The organism is Paenibacillus antri (assembly GCF_005765165.1).
Classification (GTDB): Bacteria; Bacillota; Bacilli; order Paenibacillales; family YIM-B00363; genus Paenibacillus_AE; species Paenibacillus_AE antri.
Genome location: NZ_VCIW01000001.1, coordinates 84,912 through 105,950, shown reverse-complemented (window position 1 = coordinate 105,950; position 21,039 = coordinate 84,912). Strand labels below are relative to the sequence as shown.

General features: G+C 55.5%; 8 protein-coding genes. All 8 read left to right on the top strand.

Annotated elements, in window-relative coordinates:
* Window positions 1–139 precede the first annotated feature (139 nt).
* The 8 genes from FE782_RS00375 to FE782_RS00340 all read left to right on the top strand — a co-directional run bounded on the left by FE782_RS00375 (window position 140) and on the right by FE782_RS00340 (window position 21,037).
* Window positions 140–10,978 (top strand): S8 family serine peptidase, encoded by a 10,839-nt coding sequence (locus tag FE782_RS00375; RefSeq protein ID WP_158299185.1) that lies wholly within the window; start codon window positions 140–142, stop codon window positions 10,976–10,978.
* Window positions 10,979–11,362: 384 nt separating this feature from the next.
* Window positions 11,363–12,649, top strand: coding sequence for an alpha-L-fucosidase (locus tag FE782_RS00370; protein WP_158299184.1), 1,287 nt, complete (start codon window positions 11,363–11,365; stop codon window positions 12,647–12,649).
* A gap of 254 nt (window positions 12,650–12,903) precedes the next feature.
* On the top strand, window positions 12,904–14,067 hold the full coding sequence (locus tag FE782_RS00365; protein ID WP_138191370.1) for a glycoside hydrolase family 88 protein: 1,164 nt from the start codon (window positions 12,904–12,906) through the stop codon (window positions 14,065–14,067).
* Window positions 14,068–14,069: 2 nt separating this feature from the next.
* Window positions 14,070–15,821, top strand: coding sequence for a glycoside hydrolase family 35 protein (locus FE782_RS00360; protein WP_138191368.1), 1,752 nt, complete (start codon window positions 14,070–14,072; stop codon window positions 15,819–15,821).
* A gap of 126 nt (window positions 15,822–15,947) precedes the next feature.
* Window positions 15,948–16,859, top strand: a complete 912-nt coding sequence (locus FE782_RS00355) for a carbohydrate ABC transporter permease (protein ID WP_238392276.1) — start codon at window positions 15,948–15,950, stop codon at window positions 16,857–16,859.
* A gap of 20 nt (window positions 16,860–16,879) precedes the next feature.
* Window positions 16,880–17,716, top strand: coding sequence for a carbohydrate ABC transporter permease (locus tag FE782_RS00350; protein WP_138191364.1), 837 nt, complete (start codon window positions 16,880–16,882; stop codon window positions 17,714–17,716).
* A 141-nt stretch (window positions 17,717–17,857) separates the two neighbouring features.
* Window positions 17,858–19,213 carry an ABC transporter substrate-binding protein gene (locus FE782_RS00345; RefSeq protein ID WP_138192363.1) on the top strand — a complete coding sequence of 452 codons (1,356 nt, stop codon included), beginning with the start codon at window positions 17,858–17,860 and terminating at the stop codon, window positions 19,211–19,213.
* 96 nt (window positions 19,214–19,309) lie between these two features.
* On the top strand, window positions 19,310–21,037 hold the full coding sequence (locus FE782_RS00340) for a cache domain-containing sensor histidine kinase (protein WP_138191362.1): 1,728 nt from the start codon (window positions 19,310–19,312) through the stop codon (window positions 21,035–21,037).
* Window positions 21,038–21,039: the final 2 nt, after the last annotated feature.

Below are 21,039 nucleotides of genomic sequence, written 5' to 3'. Positions count from 1 at the left end.
TCTTTTTTTTCGCCCGACGAAAAGGATGTGTACTTAATTTAAGTGTAGCTTTTACTAATTTATACGTGATACGATTGGTATCATTGGTATACTTATCGTATCATACGTTTCCCATTATTTAGTTGGAAAGGGATTGAATATGACGATGAAACAAAACACGAACCGTAAAAAGATGAAGCGCAAAGGTTTAGCGGGCATTCTTATCCTGTCGTTGATCATGCAAACTTGGCCGGCGGTCGGGATCGCTGAAAGCGCTTCCTCCGTGCAGATGGTTGACGAGAACAAGATGAAGGAAGCCCTGGCCGTAGCTCTGAAGGAAGTGTTTAGTTCTGAGCAGCCGGAGCCGGAAGCGGAAGAGACTCCGCCGCCGGGAAAGCTGCCTCCGGCAGAAGAGCTGCCTCCGGCAGAAGAGCTGCCTCCGGCAGAAGAGCTGCCTCCGGCAGAAGAGCTGCCTCCGGCAGAAGAGCCTAAGCCTGAGCTTACAGACCCGCTAGCCGGTTTACGGCTTTCCGGCGGCGAGTCGGGGGACATTATCGTCCGCTTCAAGGACAGCTCCTCTCTGTTGAGGGGCAGTAACCTGGCTGCAACCGAGGATGGGGGCTCCGCCGACGATCTGCAGCTTGTGCAAGTCGAGGCAGGAACGAACATGGAGAGTCTGCTTGCCGAATTGAACAAGGACCCGAGAGTAGCTTATGCCGAGCCGAACTATCGGCTGACTTCGCAATCGATGTTTGAGAAGCTTACGCCGACGGATGGCAAATACGGGGAACAATGGGCATTCGATTGGGATCAGCTGGCGCCTGCGGCGGCGTGGGAAACGGGTCTCTGGCGATTGTTCCAAGAAGCGGCGAACGGCGAAGACAACGAATACGATCTTAACGGCAACGGATACTTGGACGAAGCGGATGATATTCCGGGCCTTGTCGCATCCGAAGCCGCCGAGGTGATCGTGGCTGTCGTGGACACGGGCGTTGCAGCGGCTCATGAAGACTTGGACGGCAAAGTGCTTCCGGGTTACAACGCGATTACGGACTCGGAAGCCTCCGGCGCGGCGCAAGACGATTCCGCCAACGGCCACGGTACGCATGTGGCGGGGATCATTGCGGCGAACGTCAGCAACGAGTGGGGCGACGAAGAACCGCAAGGCATCGCCGGCGTAACCGGGAACTTCCCGATTAAGATTCTGCCGGTTAAAGCGCTGGACGCCGCCGGAATCGGAACGGTGTACCATATTGCGCGAGGCATCGAATGGGCTGCGGACCATGGCGCGAAAGTCATTAACTTAAGTCTGGGCGCGCGGCTGCCCGATTTTCCGCAGACGCTTGCGAACGCGATTCAGTATGCGTTGGACCGGGGCGCCGTCGTGATTGCGGCGGCAGGCAATGGCAGCGGGTATGTTCAGGATTTCTATCCGGCCTCCTTGCCCGGCGTCGTCTCCGTAGCGGCCTCGGATCCGGCGCATCATCCGGCGTCGTTCTCGAACCGGGGCGCTACGATTACCGCGCCGGGCGTCAACATCTGGTCGACGCTGCCCGGCAACCGATACGGCGAGCTAAGCGGAACGTCGCAGGCTGCGGCCTACGCTTCCGGCACCGCCGCGTTATATCGCTCCGTCCATCCGGACGTTAGCGTGGAGAAAGTTTCTTATGCGCTTGATGTTGGGGAGAAGGATTATCCTGAAAATTGCACGTCCTATTGGTGGGGGACAGTTTGCGAGAATCATTATTACGTTCTGAATATGGCTCAAACGTTAAACAGCGACAGCGAGCCTTGGACGAATATTGAAATCCTCGAACCCGTCCCGCCGGAGTCGGGCGGCGATCTTCTCGTTCGAGGACAAGTGAATACGGTCGTGCGCGTACAAAACATTGCCGAGACGCAGAAGGTCGTGTTCAGCCTCAGCGCTTACGATTCCGACGAAGGCGTGCCGATCTTGCTCGGAGAGGTCGAACGGGAGGAGATCCCCGAGAGCGGCGTTATCGCTTTCCAATGGGATTCGGCCCAGTACAAGGACGGAAGGTACACCCTATTGGTTGATTTGTATTATTCGGAAGAGAACTATACCTACGACTATCTGGAGCTAAACATCGCGAACGGCACGTTCGGCGGATTCGAGATCGAAGTAGATAAACCCGATGGGACCGCGGCCGCGGGAGCGAGAATTACGGTAAGTCATCGGGTCGAAGAGGTGGACTCGGAAACCGGCGAATCCTACTCCTGGTACGAGCGCATATGGGTAGGGCAGGCGGATACGGAAGGGAAGGCGGTCATCTCGGGAACGGATGCGATATCCGGTAACGACTTCTTGGTGACGGCCCGCGGCTCCGACCCTGCATTTTTCTATTACCGAACGGCTCGCGCGCCCGGCAACGTCCATTTCACGGGTGCGGACGCGCAGCGGATGTCCATCTCCGGACTTCAGACGGATCGCGAGCCGCTTGCCGGCGCGTTGATTCTGTTCGAGCTGCTCGATGAGGGTGCCGGGGAGCCGGTCCCATACGATGACAACGTATCCGATATCCCGATGACGGTATTGAATGCCGAAGGCGAGTCGGAATTGTATTTGAGCCGAGGGACATACGATATCCGTCTCGTGGACGCAGACTCGTATTATTTCCTCGTTCATAAGAACATCGATATTACGAACGACACCCATACGGTAGCTTTTCATCCCGAAGCCGATGAAGTAAGCACGGTTGGCATCATGTCCGGAGATTTCGCGGCCGCCAGCTTCCTGCTGAAGGACGGGAACGGCGCATTCATCGGCATCCAAGGGGTTCCGGAGGCGATGAAAGCGACGGTGACCCCTGGCGAATATATCGCCCAGATCGACGCGATCGTGCCGGACGAGGGCGCGAACAAGGAATATGTATGGACGCTTGTTACGCCGAAGCTGCAGCTTCAACCGGGCGAGGAGCGCCATGTCGTGTACGGCTCGCCGCTGGGCGGTACGATACAGAACAGCCCGATCTTTCATGAAGATGGAGTTAGGGAGCAAGGCGAATCGGCTTATTTTAACATCTATTTCCTCGATCCGTACAAGAACTACACGTCCGGATTGGCGTCTCAGCCGCTAGGCTCGCACGAGGCATCCGGGGTATCCGCTGCCGGCGGTTCGATCTTGGTCCGTCCGCAGCCGAAGCCGTCGGAACCGGCGGATACATATGTCTACCGTCCGGCCAGCCTCCAGTTCGAAGCATGGAACCAGAATGCCGTCTCGGTACGCCCGACGTTCATCGTTCAAGACGCCGAAGGGAATGCCGTTCCGGGAAGCAGAAGCATAAGTCTGTCCGCAAGTACGGATTACGCCAATGCGTATTGGGACATTCCGTTCAACCTGCCGGTCGGCACGTACTATGCGAAAGCAAGCTTGGCGAGCGGACCGTTATCCGCGGAAGATACGGGAATTACGGAAACGCCGCCGTTCGCGGTCGAGGTGAAGGCGGCTGAGCAAGAGCCCTTCGATCCGGATATATCGATTCAGGTTCTCGATCGAGCCGGCAATCCGATGGTCGGCGCCCGCGTTCGACTTGTCGTCCACGCCGGGGATTCGTTCGACTTCATGCCTGAGGCTTATGGCGATACGGACATTCGCGGCGTTGCGGCTTTTCAAGACTTATATTGGGATCCGGAGGGCACTTTCGGGGCTTTGATTACCGGTACCAGTCCGAATCCCGACGGACCTTCCGGCGAACAGGAAGCAATCGTATGGTTCGAGCCTTTCGCTTATGAGGGCACTCCGGTTTCCCTCGTGGCTTCGGCCGAGGATTTGGATTGGAACCGGGTCGTTCTGAAGCCGATCGATCATCTCGGCGAGGAATTTTCCGAGTTATCCGCGATGTCGTTCACGGTGGTCGGCCATGACGGCATCGGAGCGGCATATGATTGGTCCTTCGTCGGCGATTCGGACGATTCGCTTCCCGACGCGCTAACGCTGTGGCTTCCGAATGGAGAATATACATTCCAAGCTTACTCGCAGCAACATCGTTTTCAAACCGAATATTCACCTGATCCGGAAGATCTATATTTTCTCACGAAACGAGTCCGCCTGCCTTCGGAGCTTCCGGCAGACGGAACGATCCTGTTAGGCGGAGAGGACTTGGCCCGGCTTGCATTCGCGAGTCCTGCGTCTTCGCAGCGGACGCCCGAATATGTCGTTCCAAGCGCAGCGCTTTATCCTGAAGGCGTTCCTTACGCGCCGATTCTGTATCCGCAATATGTCGGCAGCGTCTACGACGAAGATGAGGGCGAATCGTCCTCTAAGGTCGTCAACAGAGAGCTGTACGTAACGCCGGGCACGTACACCGCCCAAGCCGCGCTCGTGCACCATCGTTTCGACGGGGATTGGGACTATTGGCTCGAACGCTCCATTGCTTTGTCGCCGAAGCAGACCTGGACATGGGATATGGACGACGCCTTCAGCTCCATGATCGCAACCGACAAAGAAAGCTATGGGCAAGCAGGCACCGTGACGTTCCATCATGATATCCGCGACAGCCGCGATAACCGGCTCGTGGCTGCCGCCATCGGTTTGAATCTCGAAAACGGCGGTTATACGCCTTCTTCCATGCCGGTCCAAAGCGGCGGTGCAACGGCGCAGAACCATGATGAACTGGCGCCGTTCGTAACCCTTTACGATCCGGAAGGAACGGAGATCGACCATTTCAAGGAAGCCGGATGGAACGACGAGGTTATTAAACAGATGTGGACGAACGGGGACTTCGGATTCGGAAATACTCGCGCTCCTCTCCTGAAAGGCGGGAGCACGTATTTCGGAGCCGAGTATACGCTGCCGATGCAGCTTCCGAGCGGGGCTTACCGCGCGAAGCTGACGTTCCAAGGCGGTCCGCATTCGTTCGCGCCGGCGGAAACGTTCTTCTCGGTCGATGTCGGAATCGAAGCGCCGCATCTCGATCCGCTTCCGGCCTTCACGAACGCCGGCCAGATCGAGATTTCCGGCACCGCGCAGCCCGGGTCGCAAATCGCGATTCGATATCGGATCGGCGGAGGAGCGGCAGTGGAAGCGGGCACCGCCGCTGCCGATGCGGCGACAGGCCGCTTCAGCGCGACGCTTGCGCTGCCGCAGGAAGGTGCTTATGCGATTACCGCCAGGGCAACGGCGAACGGAATGACGAGCGTAGAAGCCGCTCCGCGGACGCTGACCGTCGACCGGACGCCGCCGGGAGCTCCGCTCCAGTTCGCAGGCGTCTCCGAAACGCCGACTAGCGTTCAGCTTTCATGGCTGGTTCCATCGAACGAATCCGCCGTTCGTTACGAGGTGAAGCGCGATGGCGTTGTCCTCGTTACCGCGCTGACCGGCGAGTCGTATGGGGACCAAGGCCTTACGGCAGACACCGAGTACGCTTATGAAGTAACGGCCGTCGATCAGGCGGGCAACCGCTCTCCGTCGGCAGCCGTAACCGTTCGGACGCTCGCTTCTATTCTCTTGGAGATTGCGAGCTTCCGATGGCAGGGCGTCAAGGATGCGAACGGCCTGCTCGTCCGGGAGGCGGATCTGAAGTTTATTCTTACCGGCAATCCCGGGGTTCAAGCTTCCGCCGTCGTCGCGTATCGGACGGAAGGCGGCGACGGCGAGCCCGTCGCGACTTCGGTCGAATTAACGGAAGACAAGGATTCCCAAGGGAGAGGCCTGGGCATCTACCGTGGCGCGTATACGCTTCCGGAGGGCGTTATTGAGCTTGTCTCCATCACCGGAGTTCTGGCGAATGGCACGAGTCGGAACGACTCGCAAGCAGCGACGGGACTGCCGTTGCCGCTCAGCGGGGAGCTAGCCGTAACGATCGTCGTCGATCCTGTTGACGAGCCGAATAGCGGCGTTCTGAACGGGGGCTCCGTAACGGCATGGAGCCCGTCCAAGCGGAGCGGAGGAAGGGCCGCAACCGCGGGCAAGGGCACGTACGTGCTGCCTATGCTCGCGCCGGCCGACGATTATGTCGTTCGCATCTTGTCGCATACCGGAGCGGTACTTCTGGAGCAGACGGGAGTCCTTGTATCCAGCGGCGTCACATCCGACATCAGCTTGAAACCGAATCTTCCCGTTCCGCTGTACGTTCGGGTGCTCGACGATTCCGCTAACCCGGTCGAAGGCGCAGGCGTCGTGCTGAACGGAGGCATCGCGGTCGGAATCAGCGGCGGCGACGGATGGGCGAGGACGTATCGGAACGCGGGAGCTCCTGCGCCGGCCTCGATGTACGATCAGTTGATTTCAGGAGCGGAGGTAACCTTGAAGGTCGATGCGGATGAGCGGTACTTCCCGGTCGAGCCCGTGCGAACGCTGTTGACTCCGGACAACGATACGGTTGTCATCACCGTGCCGAAGCGTCCGGTCGCCGCGCTGCAAGGCAGCATCGCGACGAACGAACGACAGGGGCTTGCCGGCGCCGCCATTACCGTCTATCAGAAGCTCGACGGCAAGGAGATCGTTCGGTTCACGCAGTCGGATTCGAACGGCAACTATGCGATCCAGCTCTTCGCCGGCGCCGAGACGAGGCTGTTCGTGTCCCACCGCAATACCGGGTCCAAGAACTTCGAGCTGGACACTCCGCTCGGGAATGGCGAGAATCGCACATTCGACATGGAATTGTTCGCTCAGAAGGCGATTTCCCTGAAGGTGTACACGCAGAAGATCGGGCATCCGGCGTTCGAGATGGATATGGATTGGCGGGTCGCCGTTCATTTGCGACTCAACATTCGGAATACGGGCCGAGTAGGAAAATCGAAGAATACGTCTATCAGCTATTCGAACAACGCCTTTTCCAAGATTGCGATACCTGACGGAGAACCGGGAGACCGGATTATCATTACCGCGGACGGGTACGAAGCGGGGCTCGGCACCGCCAGCGTCGAAGTCGTGCTGAACAACGATTCGTGGGCATCCGCCGAAATCCGCTTGACGGAGGAGGGGAGAGTCGACGCTCTAGTTCGCGACGAGCTCGCGCAGGCGCAGGAAGGCAAGGAGCGATGGGTGGACGTCTTCCGATCCGGTCCGGAGGGCAAGTCGTGGGTCAAAGCGGCCTCGTCGAAATCCGAAGCCCTCTCGACAGGAAATCTCGACGACGGAACCTATACGCTTGTGTACCACTGGGATTATCAATGGATGAGGGACTACAATGCGCTGCTGCAGAGGCTTGGCGCCAACGCGGTCGTGCGCGACAACGTCGTGGTCCGAAATGGCGAGGTCATTGAGCTTGCATCGATTTCCCTGCCGTCGCCGGATTCGACGGCCGCAGGGTATTTCCGGGGTCGGGAAGGCAACGAATTGACCGCGAGCAAATACGAGACGGGACCGGGACAGACCGTTACGCTGCGAGCTGGCTACAAGTATGCCGGCAATCAGGCGCTTGGCGATCTCGTCTTCCTCTTAGGCATTCCGGAAGGAGCGTCACTCGTCGCGAACAGCGTTGCCGTCAATGCCGTCCAAGGCCCAGGGGACCCGATCGTCTCCGAACGATCCGGCCAAGTAGAGGTACGCTTGGGCGAGACGCCGGCGGGTCCGGTCGAAGGCTCGATCGTCTACAAGGTTCGAATCGGGGACCATGCCGATTGGCCGACAGCGGCTGCCGAGGCGTGGGCGGAGTTCAAGGCTGCGGGCGTTCCGAAGCGAGAGAAGCTCGGTCACGTTGTCCTCCAAGTGCCTTACGTAACGATCGCCGCCCCGAGCACGGTATGGACGCGGCAAGTTCCGGTCAACGGCCGCGCGCCTGCCGGAGCGGACGTGCAAATCTATGATTCGTCGGATTTGCTGGCGGAGACGACCGCCTCTTCGACGGGCTTGTGGCAGACGACGGTGACGTTGCCGGATCGAGGAAGCAGCGCCCATCATGCATTGCGAGCGCAGACGCCTTCCGGGGACGTCGGGGATCCGGCAATCTCGCCTGCCGCCTTCGTCGTCTATGACCCTGACAGGCCGCGCATCACCAGCGTGACGATGAAGCAGCAGGACGGCCGGCAGATCACGTTCGCGCCGGGAAGCAAGTTCCCTTACGTGTACGTGCCGAGCTATGCCTTCAACTTCAATGTGAGCTTCAACGATAGCTCGCGGGTGTCCAATCTGACAATCTATGCGGAAAACGGGGCGAAAGCCGGAGGCGGCAACGCGCCTCCGACCGGGACGATCACATCCGTGCTGGCGAGCTCGGGCTCGAGTTACTCTTCTACGCCGGGCCGGATCTACGCCTCTTACGACGTAGCGCCGAAAGCATGGTCGAGCGCGGCCGTCATGCCGATCGATCCGGGCAAGGTTCGTGCATCGATGCCAGACCCGTGGAGGGACGCCTCCGTGCGTAAGGTCGATTACAATGACGGCGATCCGAATACGACGGAGACGAGTACCGAGCTGTTGATCGGAGGCAACCCGCATTTAAGGCTGAACACGTCGATCGTCGTCCGCAATATCGTATACACGCCTACCGATGAAGAAGCCGCGGCAGTCGTGAACGGCGGTCCGCCGGTGTATGGGTTCGAAATCAACCACAGAATCGTCGGCAACGACTTGGAGTACGAGATCAAGGCGATTATTCCCGACTCGGAGCTGAATCCGGGGCAAATCGGCGCGCAAGGGATCGAAACGCCGGCGAAGCTGGCATGGATATTCGGCAAGACGGCCGTCGACGGCGGTCTGGCGCTTTCGGATTTGTACAGCACGATCAACGGGGCGCTCGGGTATTCGGAATACGCGGACAAAGTGGATAAAGCGCTGGCGGGCTGCAGCGGCGATTCGATCGTCTATCCGGCCTATCGCGATTATGCGAACTACTTGAAAGATGCAGCGAGACGCGACTTCGTCGTAAGCAACCTCGTCCAGCTGTCCTTCACGGGCATCGGCGCGTTCGCAGGCTTCGGCGTAGGCGGGGCGATCGGTCTAGCCGTCGCCAATATGGTGCTGGCTACGGCGGTCGACATGCAGAAGGATAAGAGGCTGAACGATTTCATTAACGACATCAAGAACGATGCGGAATGCGAAAAGAAAGACGATGACGATAACGATCGGAAGAAGGAATTGATCGCAGACCCGACTTGGATTATCGATCCGAGCGGGTACGTCTACGAGGCCGTTCCGGATAATCGTCTGGAAGGCGTAACGACGACGATCCTTCAGAAGGTAGGAGACGACTGGACCGTATGGGATGCCGCCTGGTTCGAACAGGAAAATCCATTGACGACGGACAGCCAAGGGCGATACGGCTGGGATGTGCCGGTCGGCCTGTGGAAGGTTCTCTACGAGGAGGAAGGCTACGTGGCGGCATTCAGCGATGAGCTGCCGGTGCCGCCGCCGCAGCTGGACGTGAACGTCGGCCTCGTGTCCTTGGCGCCGCCGCAAGTTTCGAATGTGAAAGCGACGGAGAAAGGAATCGATATCACCTTCGATAAGTACATGACGGTGACGACGCTCGGCGCTTCGACGGTGAAGGTCTACATCCCGGACGAAGTAGATGAATTCGGCTTCCCTGCAGAGGCGGCGGGCAGCGTGGTTCCGGTAGTACCGCAAGCCGACCCGAGCCGCGAAGGCGTACAGCTCGCGCGGACGTTCCGATTTACGCCGAGCTCGCCGTTGACGATCGGCGGCAGGTATCGCGTCTGGGTCGGCCAACTCGCGCAAAGCTACGCGGAGCGCCCGATGGAGACGGACTTCGATCAGACCGTTCAAGCTGTGTCCAGCGTCGTGGAGGAAGTAACGAACGTCCAAGTCGTGTCGGGAGATCGTCGGCTTACCCTGACTTGGAACGATCCGCAAAGCGCGAATGCGAGCAAGCTCCGGATCGCATGGCGCAAGCAAGGGACAGTCGAATACGGCGAGCCGGTCGAGATCGGGATAGGAATCGGAACTTACACGCTTATGAATTTGGACAATGACGCCGTATATGAGGCGCGGATCATCGTTGTGGATGTTAGCGGCGAAGCGTCCAGCGGCGTTGTGGTCACGGGCACGCCGAAGAAACCTTCCCAGCCTCCCGGCGGCGGATGGGGACCGGTTCCAACCGTTCCTGCGCTGCCTGCGAACGAACAGACCGTTACCGTCGCCGCCGGCGCACAGACCCACTCGTTCTTTAACGGAGAGGTCTCGCTCGTCCTGCCGGAAGGGGCCCTACCGACCGGGACGAAACTGCTCATCCGCAAAGTTCAGGAAACGGCTCCATTGCCCGCAGGCTTCAGCTCGTTAAGTGATTCTTACGAAATCTCCTCCGAAGGAGAAGCGCCTGCTCAGCCGATCGAGCTGCGCATCAAGCTTGCTTCCGATCGGATGATTCCGGATTTTCGCAAGCTGGGGATTTACCGTCATGAGGGTGGAAAATGGCATTACAATAGCAGTATCTCGCATTTGTCGACAAGAACCGTTACGGCCAACGTACGAAAATGGGGCAAATACGCCGTTCTCAGCTACAGCCGTTCGTTCGACGATCTGTTCGGCCATTGGAGCAAGGATGCCGTAGAAGTGTTGGCCAGTCGGCATATTGTGGACGGCGTGAACGAGCGCAAGTTCGTACCGAACCAATTCGTCACCCGGGCCGAAATCGCCAAGCTGTGGGCGGAAACGCTTGAATCGGTTGCTGGAAACGAGCTGCCGCAGGTGGAGAAGAAACAAATATTTATGGATGTGCCGCCGAACGCATGGTACTTCCCTTACGTGCAGGCCGCGGCTTCCTACGGCTTAGTTCAAGGCAGCGCCGGCAAGTTCAGGCCGAACGATCCGGTCACGAGAGAAGAGCTCGCGGTCCTGATCTCCAGACTCTTGGAACGGTTGAAAGTGACCTTGAATGAAGATACCGAGCTGCCGTTCAAGGATGCTTCCGGCATCTCGAGCTGGGCGCTTCAAGCGGTGAAACAGGTCTACGGGGAAGGGGCGATGATCGGGGTTTCCCCGAGTGAATTCGCTCCGAAAGCGAAGACGACCCGAGGCGAGGCGGCCATGGCGCTGTTCCGGATTTTGGATAAGCTGGACATGATAACGGGCGAGTAAGCGCGGAAAGCAAGACTTTTGCATACATCGGCCAAATAATGCGAGAAACCCAACCAACGTCAAATTGGTTGGGTTCTTTTTTATTAACGTTATTGGAAGCGGCTAAGAGCAAAGTCGTAAAAAAATTCCTCGTGCAACGTAAAAATTATGCGCATGGCGTTTGCTATTACAATTTAATATGAGGTTGCATTCTCTCAAGGTTGATACATTCCTGAGGGATAAGCGAAATTCATTCCGAAGGAGATGATCGAAGAGCAGCAATGGATCGCCAATGAGTATCGTAAACATGAACCGATGTAGAAGAGGCGAATGATGAATTGAAGTCGTTGGCAAACTTTTTGCATGCGCAATCCGGCAATGCAAAAAACGGAGGAGAAAACGTCTATGGAAAAATACGGAGATTATCCAGAACGCATAAAGTGGTTCATGCACGACCGAATCGGCATGTTCATTCATTGGGGGGTGTATGCGATCCCCGCGCGCGGAGAGTGGGTCCGGAGCGTGGAACGGATCAGCAACGAGGCCTATCAGCCCTATTTGGAGGAGTTCGATGCCGCTCGGTACGACCCGCGGGCCTGGGCGCGCGCCGCGAAGCTGGCGGGACAGAAGTACGCGGTGCTGACGACGAAGCATCACGACGGCTTCTGTCTGTTCGACAGCGCGCTGACGGACTATAAAGCGACGAATACGCCGGCGGGTCGCGACTTGGTTCGGGAGTTCGTGGATGCGTTCCGCTCGGAAGGCTTGGGCGTAGGCTTCTACTACTCGATCATCGATTGGCATCATGACGATTATCCGGCATACGGCGACCGCATTCACCCGGAGCGGGACAACGAGGAGTTCAGGGACAAGTCTATAGACTTCAACCGGTATTTGACCTACATGCATGGCCAGGTTCGCGAGCTGCTGACGAATTACGGCCCGATTGACATTATGTGGTTCGACTACTCGTACGACGATATGACCGGGGAGAAGTGGAAGGCGACGGAACTCGTGAGGATGATCCGTTCGATTCAGCCGGACATCATCATCGATAACCGCCTCGGCGGCAACATCAAGGCGGCGGAGCCGGAGGAGTACGCGGGGGATTTCCATTCGCCGGAGCAGATCATTCCGCCGGGCGGAATCGTCGACGCGAACGGGAAATCCGTTCCGTGGGAGGCGTGCGTCACGCTTAACGACAACTGGGGCTATCATGCCGAGGATCGCGCGTACAAGTCGCCGAAGCAGGTCGTGCGTACGCTGGTGGAATGCGTGAGCAAGAACGGGAACCTGCTGCTCAACGTCGGGCCGGACGCCAAGGGGGAAATTCCGAAGCCGTCGCTAGATGTGCTTGCGGGCGTAGGCGAGTGGCTGCGATTGAACGGCGACAGCATTTACGGCTGCAGCGCCTCGTCGTTGCCGAAGCCGGAATGGGGAAGGTACACGCAGAACGGCAATAAGCTGTACGCGCATGTGTTCGACCGGGGCGTCGGACCGATCTACTTCCAAGGCCTGAAGGGGAAGATTAAGAAGGCCCGCCTCCTTCGCGACGGCAGCGAACTGATCGTGTCCGTACCTTGGATGGCCGATCGTTATTCCGATATCGAGAGCGGCGCATTCATTACGCTCAAAGGAGCGGAATTGCCGGACGATTGGGATACGGTCATCGAACTGGAACTGTATTCATGATCGGTGCCCTCGCGGGGCGGTAGGAGCGGATTCCAGACCCATGGCCCCGGTCTCATTCAATCCTGTAAATGAAACAGGATGATTCTTACCACGATAGAGTAAGCCGTTTCATTTTCGCAAAATGAAACGGCTTTTTTCGTGTCGCGGTAGAAAGTCAAAATTTTACCCCTCGCCGGTCAGAATCATTCCAATGCGAAACGGGAAATTGCTCTATATTTCACCTATAACATGACAAAGAGAGCAGGGGAACAAGCATGAGTCTTTGGAAACGAGCCATTGAAGACGCGCTGTCGAAGACAAAGCGGAATATTGAAAAATATAAAGGCCGATTTCCTCACGTGAGCACGGACGGGGGAAAGAAGTACACACTGACTCCCAACAACGATTGGACCGAGGGCTTCTGGTCCGGCATTCTGTGGCTTTGTTATGAATATAGCAAGGACGCGGAGTTCCGCGATGCAGCCGTCGGAACCATTCAAAGTTTTCGCGAGCGCTTAGAGGCAAACCGAGTGTTAGATCATCACGACATCGGATTTCTGTATTCGCTGTCCGCGAAAGCCGGATGGATCGTCGAGCGGGACGAGCGCGCACGGGAGCTTGCGTTGCGAGCCGCCGAGAAACTGATGCTGCGCTGGAGGGAGAAGGGGCAATATATCCAAGCATGGGGGCCTGCAGCCGATCCGAGGAACGGCGGAAAAATCATTATCGATTGTATGATGAACCTGCCGCTGCTCTATTGGGCGTTCGAGCAGACGGGCGACGACAAGTATCGGGAAGTTGCCGTCGCGCAGGCCGACAAAAGCCGCCGGTATCTTGTTCGGGGGGACGACTCTTCCTACCACACGTTCCGCTTCGAAATGGAAACGGGCGAGCCGATCGGCGGCGATACCGCGCAAGGGTATACGAACGGATCGACATGGACGCGCGGACAAGCTTGGGGGGTCTACGGTTTTGCACTGTCGTACCGTTATACGAGAGATGCTCGCTACTTAGAAACGTCGAAACGGTTGGCTCGTTATTTCCTTGAGCGTTTACCCGAAGATCGCGTTGTCTATTGGGATTTCGATGTACCGAATACCGCGGACGAATATCGCGACAGTTCCGCTTCTTCCATCGTCGCCGCTGGGCTTCTAGAACTGTTAAGTTTGATGGCGGCCGACGATCCGGAACGGAGTTTCTTTGCAGAAGGAGTTTCGCTGTCGATGAAATCGCTCGTCGAGAACTACTCGACGACCGGCGAACCGGAGGTCGACGGATTTATAAAAAGAGGCTCCTACCATGTCAGGGGCAATTCATCCCCGGACGATTTCACGATCTGGGGCGATTATTTTTATTTGGAGGCGCTTGTCCGCCTGGAACGAGGAATAAACGGGTATTGGTACGATGATACGAAGCGATCTTTGATATCGGAGGGATAACGTTGGCGAATCTTGAGGTAAGGAAATCGCAGTTTTATTTAGGGGGAAAGCCGTTTCGGATCCTTTCGGGAGCCGTTCATTACTTTCGCATCGTCCCGGAATACTGGGAGGATCGGCTAGTAAAGCTGAAGGCGTGCGGCTTTAACACGGTGGAGACATACGTTCCGTGGAATTTACACGAACCCAGAGAAGGGACGTTCCGCTTCGACGGCATTGCGGACGTTGAGCGATTCGTCACGCTGGCGGGGGAGCTGGGTCTGCATGTCATCGTGAGGCCGAGTCCCTACATTTGCGCCGAATGGGAATTCGGCGGGCTGCCGGCCTGGTTGCTGCGTCATTCGGACATCCGTCTGCGATGCATGGATGACGTCTATTTGCGGAAGGTCGATGCCTATTACGATGCGCTTCTGCCGAAGCTCGTGCCGCTGCTGAGCACGAACGGCGGACCGATCATCGCGATGCAAATCGAGAACGAATACGGCAGCTATGGCAACGATCGGGAGTACTTGGCGTATCTGAAGACAGGTCTGGAGGCGCGGGGCGCGGACGTCTTGCTGTTTACCTCGGACGGTCCGACCGACTCCATGCTGCAAGGCGGTACGTTGCCCGACGCGCTCGCAACCGTGAATTTCGGTTCCAGACCGGAGGAGGAGTTCGCGAAGTTTCGGGAATATCGTCCGGAGGAGCCGCTCGTCTGCATGGAGTATTGGAACGGCTGGTTCGACCATTGGCTCAAGCCGCATCACTCGCGCGAGGCGAACGATGTCGCCGACGTGTTCGACCGCATGCTGCAGGCGGGGGCGTCCGTCAATTTCTATATGTTCCATGGGGGCACCAACTTCGGTTTTTACAACGGAGCGAACTACCAGGACAAGTATGAACCGACCGTGACCAGTTACGATTACGATGCGCCGTTGTCCGAGTGCGGCGACGTCACGGAGAAGTATATCGAGGTACGAGAGGTGCTGCGGAAGCACGGAGCCGAAGTGTCGGCAGACTTGCCCGAATCGTCGCGGAAGAAACGGTACGGTGCGGTGAAGATGTCGCAAGCCGCCGACCTGTTCGGTTGTCTGGAGGCGCTGTCCGAACCGGCGAGACGCAGCTGCCCGGAACCGATGGAGAAGCTCGGTCAGGGTTACGGCTTCATCTTGTACCGAACGCAAGTGTCGGGCCCGCGCGTTGGACAGGAGCTGCATCTGCAGGAGGTTCGCGATCGCGCGCAGGTGTTCATAGACGGGCTATATATCGGAACGGTCGAGCGGTGGGAGCCGAAACCGCTTGTGGTGGATATACCGCCGCAAGGGGCTACGCTCGATATCCTTGTCGAAAACATGGGCCGAGTGAACTACGGACCTCAGCTCAAGGATTGTAAAGGAATTACTGAAGGCGTTAGGCTCGACAATCAATTCTTGTTCGATTGGAAGATGTACCCGTTGCCGCTTGACGCGCTTGATGCCGTTCCGTTCCAGAGCTTTCCGGCCAAGCGGGTAACGGCGGAGACCCCCGTCTTTTACAAAGGCGAGCTGACGGTGGATGACATCGCGGATACGTTCGTCCGTTTGGAAGGTTGGACGAAGGGCGTCGTATGGATCAACGGTTTCCATCTTGGGCGTTACTGGGAGAAGGGGCCGCAGCGCACGCTGTACCTCCCGGGACCGCTGCTCCGCAAGGGCCTCAATGAATTCGTTATTTTCGAGCTGCACGGTACGAAAGAGCCGATCATTGAACTGACCGACGCTCCGGAGCTAGGATGAGGCCGTCGCCGACCTCAAGGATGCAAGGTAAAATTTTTACCCTTCGCAGGTCATAATCTGCCCATTGCGAAACGAAATAATGCTTTATAGTACACCTATAACATGATACTTGCAGGGGTGATAGCGGTGGGAGAGTTCCAACGCCACAGAACAGTGTGGAACCAGAAGCGGAAGGAAGCGTTGACGGGGTGGCTGTTTCTTTTGCCGGAATTGATCGGGATGCTTCTATTTAACGCTTTCGCTTTAGTGTTTTCGCTCTATTTAAGTTTTACGGAGTGGGATTTGATTTCCGGCTTATCCGGGATTCGATTTATCGGATTGGATAATTACATGAAGATGTTCCAAGATTCGAGCATTATTCTGGCCTTAAAGAACAATCTATACTATACGGTATTGACGGTGCCGGTCTCGATCGCGATTGCGTTAGTCATGGCGGTAATCATTCATACGAAGGTGTACTGGCAGGGATACTTTAAGGTCGTATTTTTTATTCCCTACATCTCCTCGATCATCGCGATCGCGACGGTCTGGAGCGCGCTGTTACATCCTTCCTTGGGGCCGGTCAATCAGTTCTTGAGGCGTCTCGGGATCGCGGAGCTGCCGACGTGGTTGGCGGACCCGGACACTTCGTTGTTATCGATCGCGATCATAAGCGCGTGGGCGGGGCTCGGGTATATTATCATTATCTATCTGGCCGGATTGACGAACATTTCCGACGAACTGTACGAGGCGGCGGATATCGACGGCGCCTCCGAGCTGCAGAAGTTTTTTAAGATAACGATTCCGATGCTGCGACCGACCACGTTCTTCTTATTCATTACGATGTTAATCGCTTCGTTTAAAGTGTTCGATATCATCGCTTTCTTAACGGGCGGCGGCCCGCATAACTCTTCCACAGTGGTCGTTTTCCGAATCTACGAAGAAGGGTTCATCAACTATAACATGGGGTACGCTTCGGCGATTTCGTGGCTGCTTTTCGCGATTATTTCATTGATTACCGCCGTAACTTGGAAATTCAGAAAAGAAGATGCGGCGTGACGCAGGGAGGAATCTACACCATGATCTGGATAAAAAATCGTTTGTCGAAAATCATAACGACCGTAATCATGACGGCGTTGTCCGTGTTTTTCCTCATCCCTTTGCTATGGATGACGTCGGCGGCCTTCAAATTCGAAACCGATGTCATGGTATTTCCGATTCAATGGATTCCTGAAACCATTAACGTGGTATACAATTTTAAAGCGGTGTGGATGGGAAGCGTCCCCTTTTATACCTTTTACCTTAACTCGATTAAGATCTCTTTAGCGGTTACGTTGTTGACGATCGCGTTCTCGTCCATGGCCGCCTACTCGTTAACGAAACTGAGATTTCGGGGAAGGGATCTTGTATTCATCTTGTTGCTGTCCTACATGATTATCCCGGCGCAGGCGACGCTTGTTCCAAGATTTTTATTGGTTCGCTGGTTCGGGCTGTACGATACGCATGCCTCGCTGATCATGATGGACATGTTCTCGATTTATTTCACGTTTCTACTGCGCCAATTCATGATGGGCGTCAATAACGATTTTATCGAAGCGGCGAGAATCGACGGGGCCGGCCATTTCAAAATTTTCTGGTCCATCATGCTTCCCTTGTGTAAACCGATATTAGCAACGGTGGGAATCATTAAATTTATATGGTCGTGGAATGACTATCAGAATCCGTTAATCTTCTTGATCAGCAGAGAACTCTACACGATCCCGCTCGGTATGGCGTTGTTCAGGGATGACTATACGAATAATTACGCGATTATGATGATGGCTTCCTTGTCAGCGATCGTTCCGTTATTTATTGTATTTATTGCGCTGCAGAAGCACGTGATTAAAGGAATCGCGCTCGGCGGGGTGAAAGGTTGACGAGAAAGTCAAAAATTTGCCCCTAGTACCTAAAAATCGTACACGCGGCGGTTTGAAAGCGATCTTATACTCATCTTGTAAGCGATTAACTTACTAATAGGGGGAAGGCAAGTGAAAAAGAAGTTTTCTACACTATTATGCATGGTGCTCGCAGCGGCTTTCGTGCTCGGCGCATGCGGCGCAAACTCCGCGAACGAAGGAAATGAGGAAGGAAATTCAGGGGCCGCAACCGATCGGACAACGTCGGAAGAAGCAACTCCGGAGGCGGAAGCGGCGTCCATCAAGTACTATAACTTCGATAACGAAGAGCAAGCGAAAAGCACAAGAGCGCTTCTCGATCAGTTCGAACAAGAGAATCCGAACATCAAGGTAGAGCATGTTGTCTTGGTGCCGGGCAATTCCGTGGAGATGTTGAAGAAGCTTGACTTCTTGATCTCTTCGGGCGAAGAGGTCGACGTCGTTAGCATTCCCAGCTTGAATGCCGTGATGGAACGGGCCGCCCGCGGAGCGCTTGCGCCGTTGAATGAGCTTTACGAGAAAAACGCGATCGTCCCGGAAGACGAATATTACGTGAATCCGCAGATCGACGGAACGTATTACGGGATGCAATACTCTACGGGTTATCAATTCGTCCTGTTGAATAAGGATGCTCTCGATGCAGCGGGATTGCCGGTTCCGAAATACGGTTGGACGTGGGACGATTTCCGCGAATATGCGAAGAAGCTGACGAAGGACAAGATGTACGGAACCTACTTCCATACTTGGGAGATGTACCAAAATCCGCCGGCTCAAACGATCATGAGAGATCCTTTCCGCTATCAAGACGGGACGACGCACTTCTCGGATCCGACGTACAAGTACTTCTTCCAGCTCCGCAAAGATATGGAGTCGATCGACAAATCGGCCAAGCCTTACGCCGACGTCATCGCCGCGAAGCTCGCTTATCGTACGGAGTTTTTCAACGGCGAAGCCGCGATGCTGCTTTCGGGAAGCTTTATGATTCCGGATCCGGGCAACGTCGAGCAGTACCCTCATACATTCAAAACGGCATTCGCGCCTGTTCCGCTTCCGCCGGAGCACGCGCTTCCGAAAGAGTACGAAGGCGGCAAGTATTTCGTCGGAGGCGGCCATGTCGCGATGGGCGCGACTTCGAAACAGAAGGATGCTTCCTTCCAGCTCATGCGCTTCTTGACCACGGTGGATTCGGAAGCTCGCATGGAGTTCTCCGGCTGGAAGAAGGCCGATCACGAGGCGGTACTGACTCGACTTATCGGGGATAAGGCGGATATGTACGATGTGGAATCGTTGAAGTCGACCTTGTTCGGTTCGGACATTCAATATCTTGACGCTTCTCAGGTCGTCACGACATTCGGCTCGCAATTAGCTAAGATTCAAAGCGATGGATTCAGCCGATTCATGCTTTCCGACGAGTCGATCGACGATGTTCAGAAGTGGATGGTAGACGAAGCGACAAAGGTAATCGACGAGAATAAATAATGAACAATTTGGAAAAGACAGAAGGATACCGTCGGTATCCTTCTGTTCCTTCTTGCATGGTAAACTAGGAGTAAATCTAAAGCAGCGGTGATTACGATGAGGAAGCTGTTTCGGAGTTCTTACTACCGGAAAATACAGATTTATTTTATCGTGCTGGTGTTGCTTCCCATCGTGACCGTATCGATTCTCTCTTACACGACTAACAAAGAAACGATGATGGATAACATTCGTTTAACCAATAAGGGCGTTCTTGAAGTGATGGCGAAAGAAATGGAAGAGACGATCGAGGATTTATCCTATGCGTCGCTTCTATTCGTAGAGAATGATGAATTGCACACCTACCTTGAACGATATTCGCATGTTGAACGAATCGTGGACTTCGAAGACTACCGAATGTTTACCGATCTTGAGAATCTGCTTAGTCTCGTATCCGTGAAGACGTCGCAGCCGTATATCCATATGTTTTTGGCCAATGAACATGGCTTAATCATTTCGACTCCGGGTTTCTTTTCCCGAGGCAAAACCGTAGATCAACTTAGGAACCATTGGGGGTTGATCCGGCCGAAAGTCGAACTTGATTCTACCGGTCATCTTCAATGGCTTGGAGAAATTTCTTCGCATACCTATCCCGAACGTTATTACTATGGAACGAGAGTGATTCGCGACCCTAGTAATCGAAATATATTGGGGATCCTGAATGTCGGCATCTCCGAAAAGTATTTTTACGAATTATTTCGATCGGTTCCTACGGGGAAATTTGCATTATTTCGCGAAGGGAAACGATTTGCCGGTTCCGAGGATGTCGCGCTGAGGCCGATGCAGCCAAACAAGGATAGTATACGAAATAGTGCCTCGATCCCGAGCGTGGGATGGACGCTAGTCTTAGAAACCCCCCAGGAACAAGTGACCGGTCAGTTAACGAGAACGTTCTATATCAGCGCGTTGTTCATTATGGTCCTTGTTTCGATTTTTCTCGTTTTGTCCGTCTTGCTGGCGCGCAATCTGCATCGTCCGATTCATCGGCTTCAACGTTTGGCCGTTCAATTCGGAAGCGGGAACCGGTCCATACGTTTTCCGGTAACCGGAGACGATGAGATCAATGATTTGGGCAAGACATTGAATCAGATGCTCGACCAAATTAACGAGCTCATCGCAGGCATCGAGAGCGAGCAGAAAGAAAAGCGAGTTATGGAGCTTCAGGCGCTCGCGAATCAAATTCGCCCGCACTTCCTGCTCAATACGCTCAATGCGATGAAGATCAGCCTTGCATTACGCCAAGATAAGTTTCATAGCGAGAAAGTCGCTTCTCTTATGATGCTGCTTCGTAATTATTTGCGAATGGATGAGAAGGCTACCTTGAAAGAAGAATGCGACGTTCTTCGTCATTACGTGAGCCTGATGGAGATGCGTAACGACATGCGAATCGACTTTCAGGCTAACCTTTCGGAAGAAGTCGAGGACAGTCTTGTGCCGAAATTAATGCTGCAGCCCTTGATCGAGAATGCGATCGTGCATGGGTTCTCGGAGCGGGGAGAGCATCCCGGCATACGACTGTCGGCCGAGAAAATCGACGGGGCGCTCGTCATCCGGATCTCGGACAATGGGGTGGGGATGTCTACAGCGCATATCGACGACATGAACCGATTGTTGGAAGGGGACGGAACGGATGAAGACGCCGCTTCCGAACATATCGGCGTAACGAATATCGCGAGACGTCTGCAGCTTACGTATGGAATGCAAGCGTCCCTTCGCATCGAATCGAATGCCGACGCCGGCGTTACGATACATCTCCGAATTCCCATTGCCGAAAACCCATCGATGTAGGA

What these genes read in the sequence shown, in the direction of transcription:
- FE782_RS00365 (WP_138191370.1), top strand. Translation starts at nt 12,904, where the DNA reads ATGAGTCTTTGGAAACGAGCCATTGAAGACGCGCTGTCGAAGACAAAG.
- FE782_RS00350 (WP_138191364.1), top strand. Translation starts at nt 16,880, where the DNA reads ATGATCTGGATAAAAAATCGTTTGTCGAAAATCATAACGACCGTAATC.
- FE782_RS00340 (WP_138191362.1), top strand. Translation starts at nt 19,310, where the DNA reads ATGAGGAAGCTGTTTCGGAGTTCTTACTACCGGAAAATACAGATTTAT.
- FE782_RS00375 (WP_158299185.1), top strand. Translation starts at nt 140, where the DNA reads ATGACGATGAAACAAAACACGAACCGTAAAAAGATGAAGCGCAAAGGT.
- FE782_RS00345 (WP_138192363.1), top strand. Translation starts at nt 17,858, where the DNA reads ATGGTGCTCGCAGCGGCTTTCGTGCTCGGCGCATGCGGCGCAAACTCC.
- FE782_RS00370 (WP_158299184.1), top strand. Translation starts at nt 11,363, where the DNA reads ATGGAAAAATACGGAGATTATCCAGAACGCATAAAGTGGTTCATGCAC.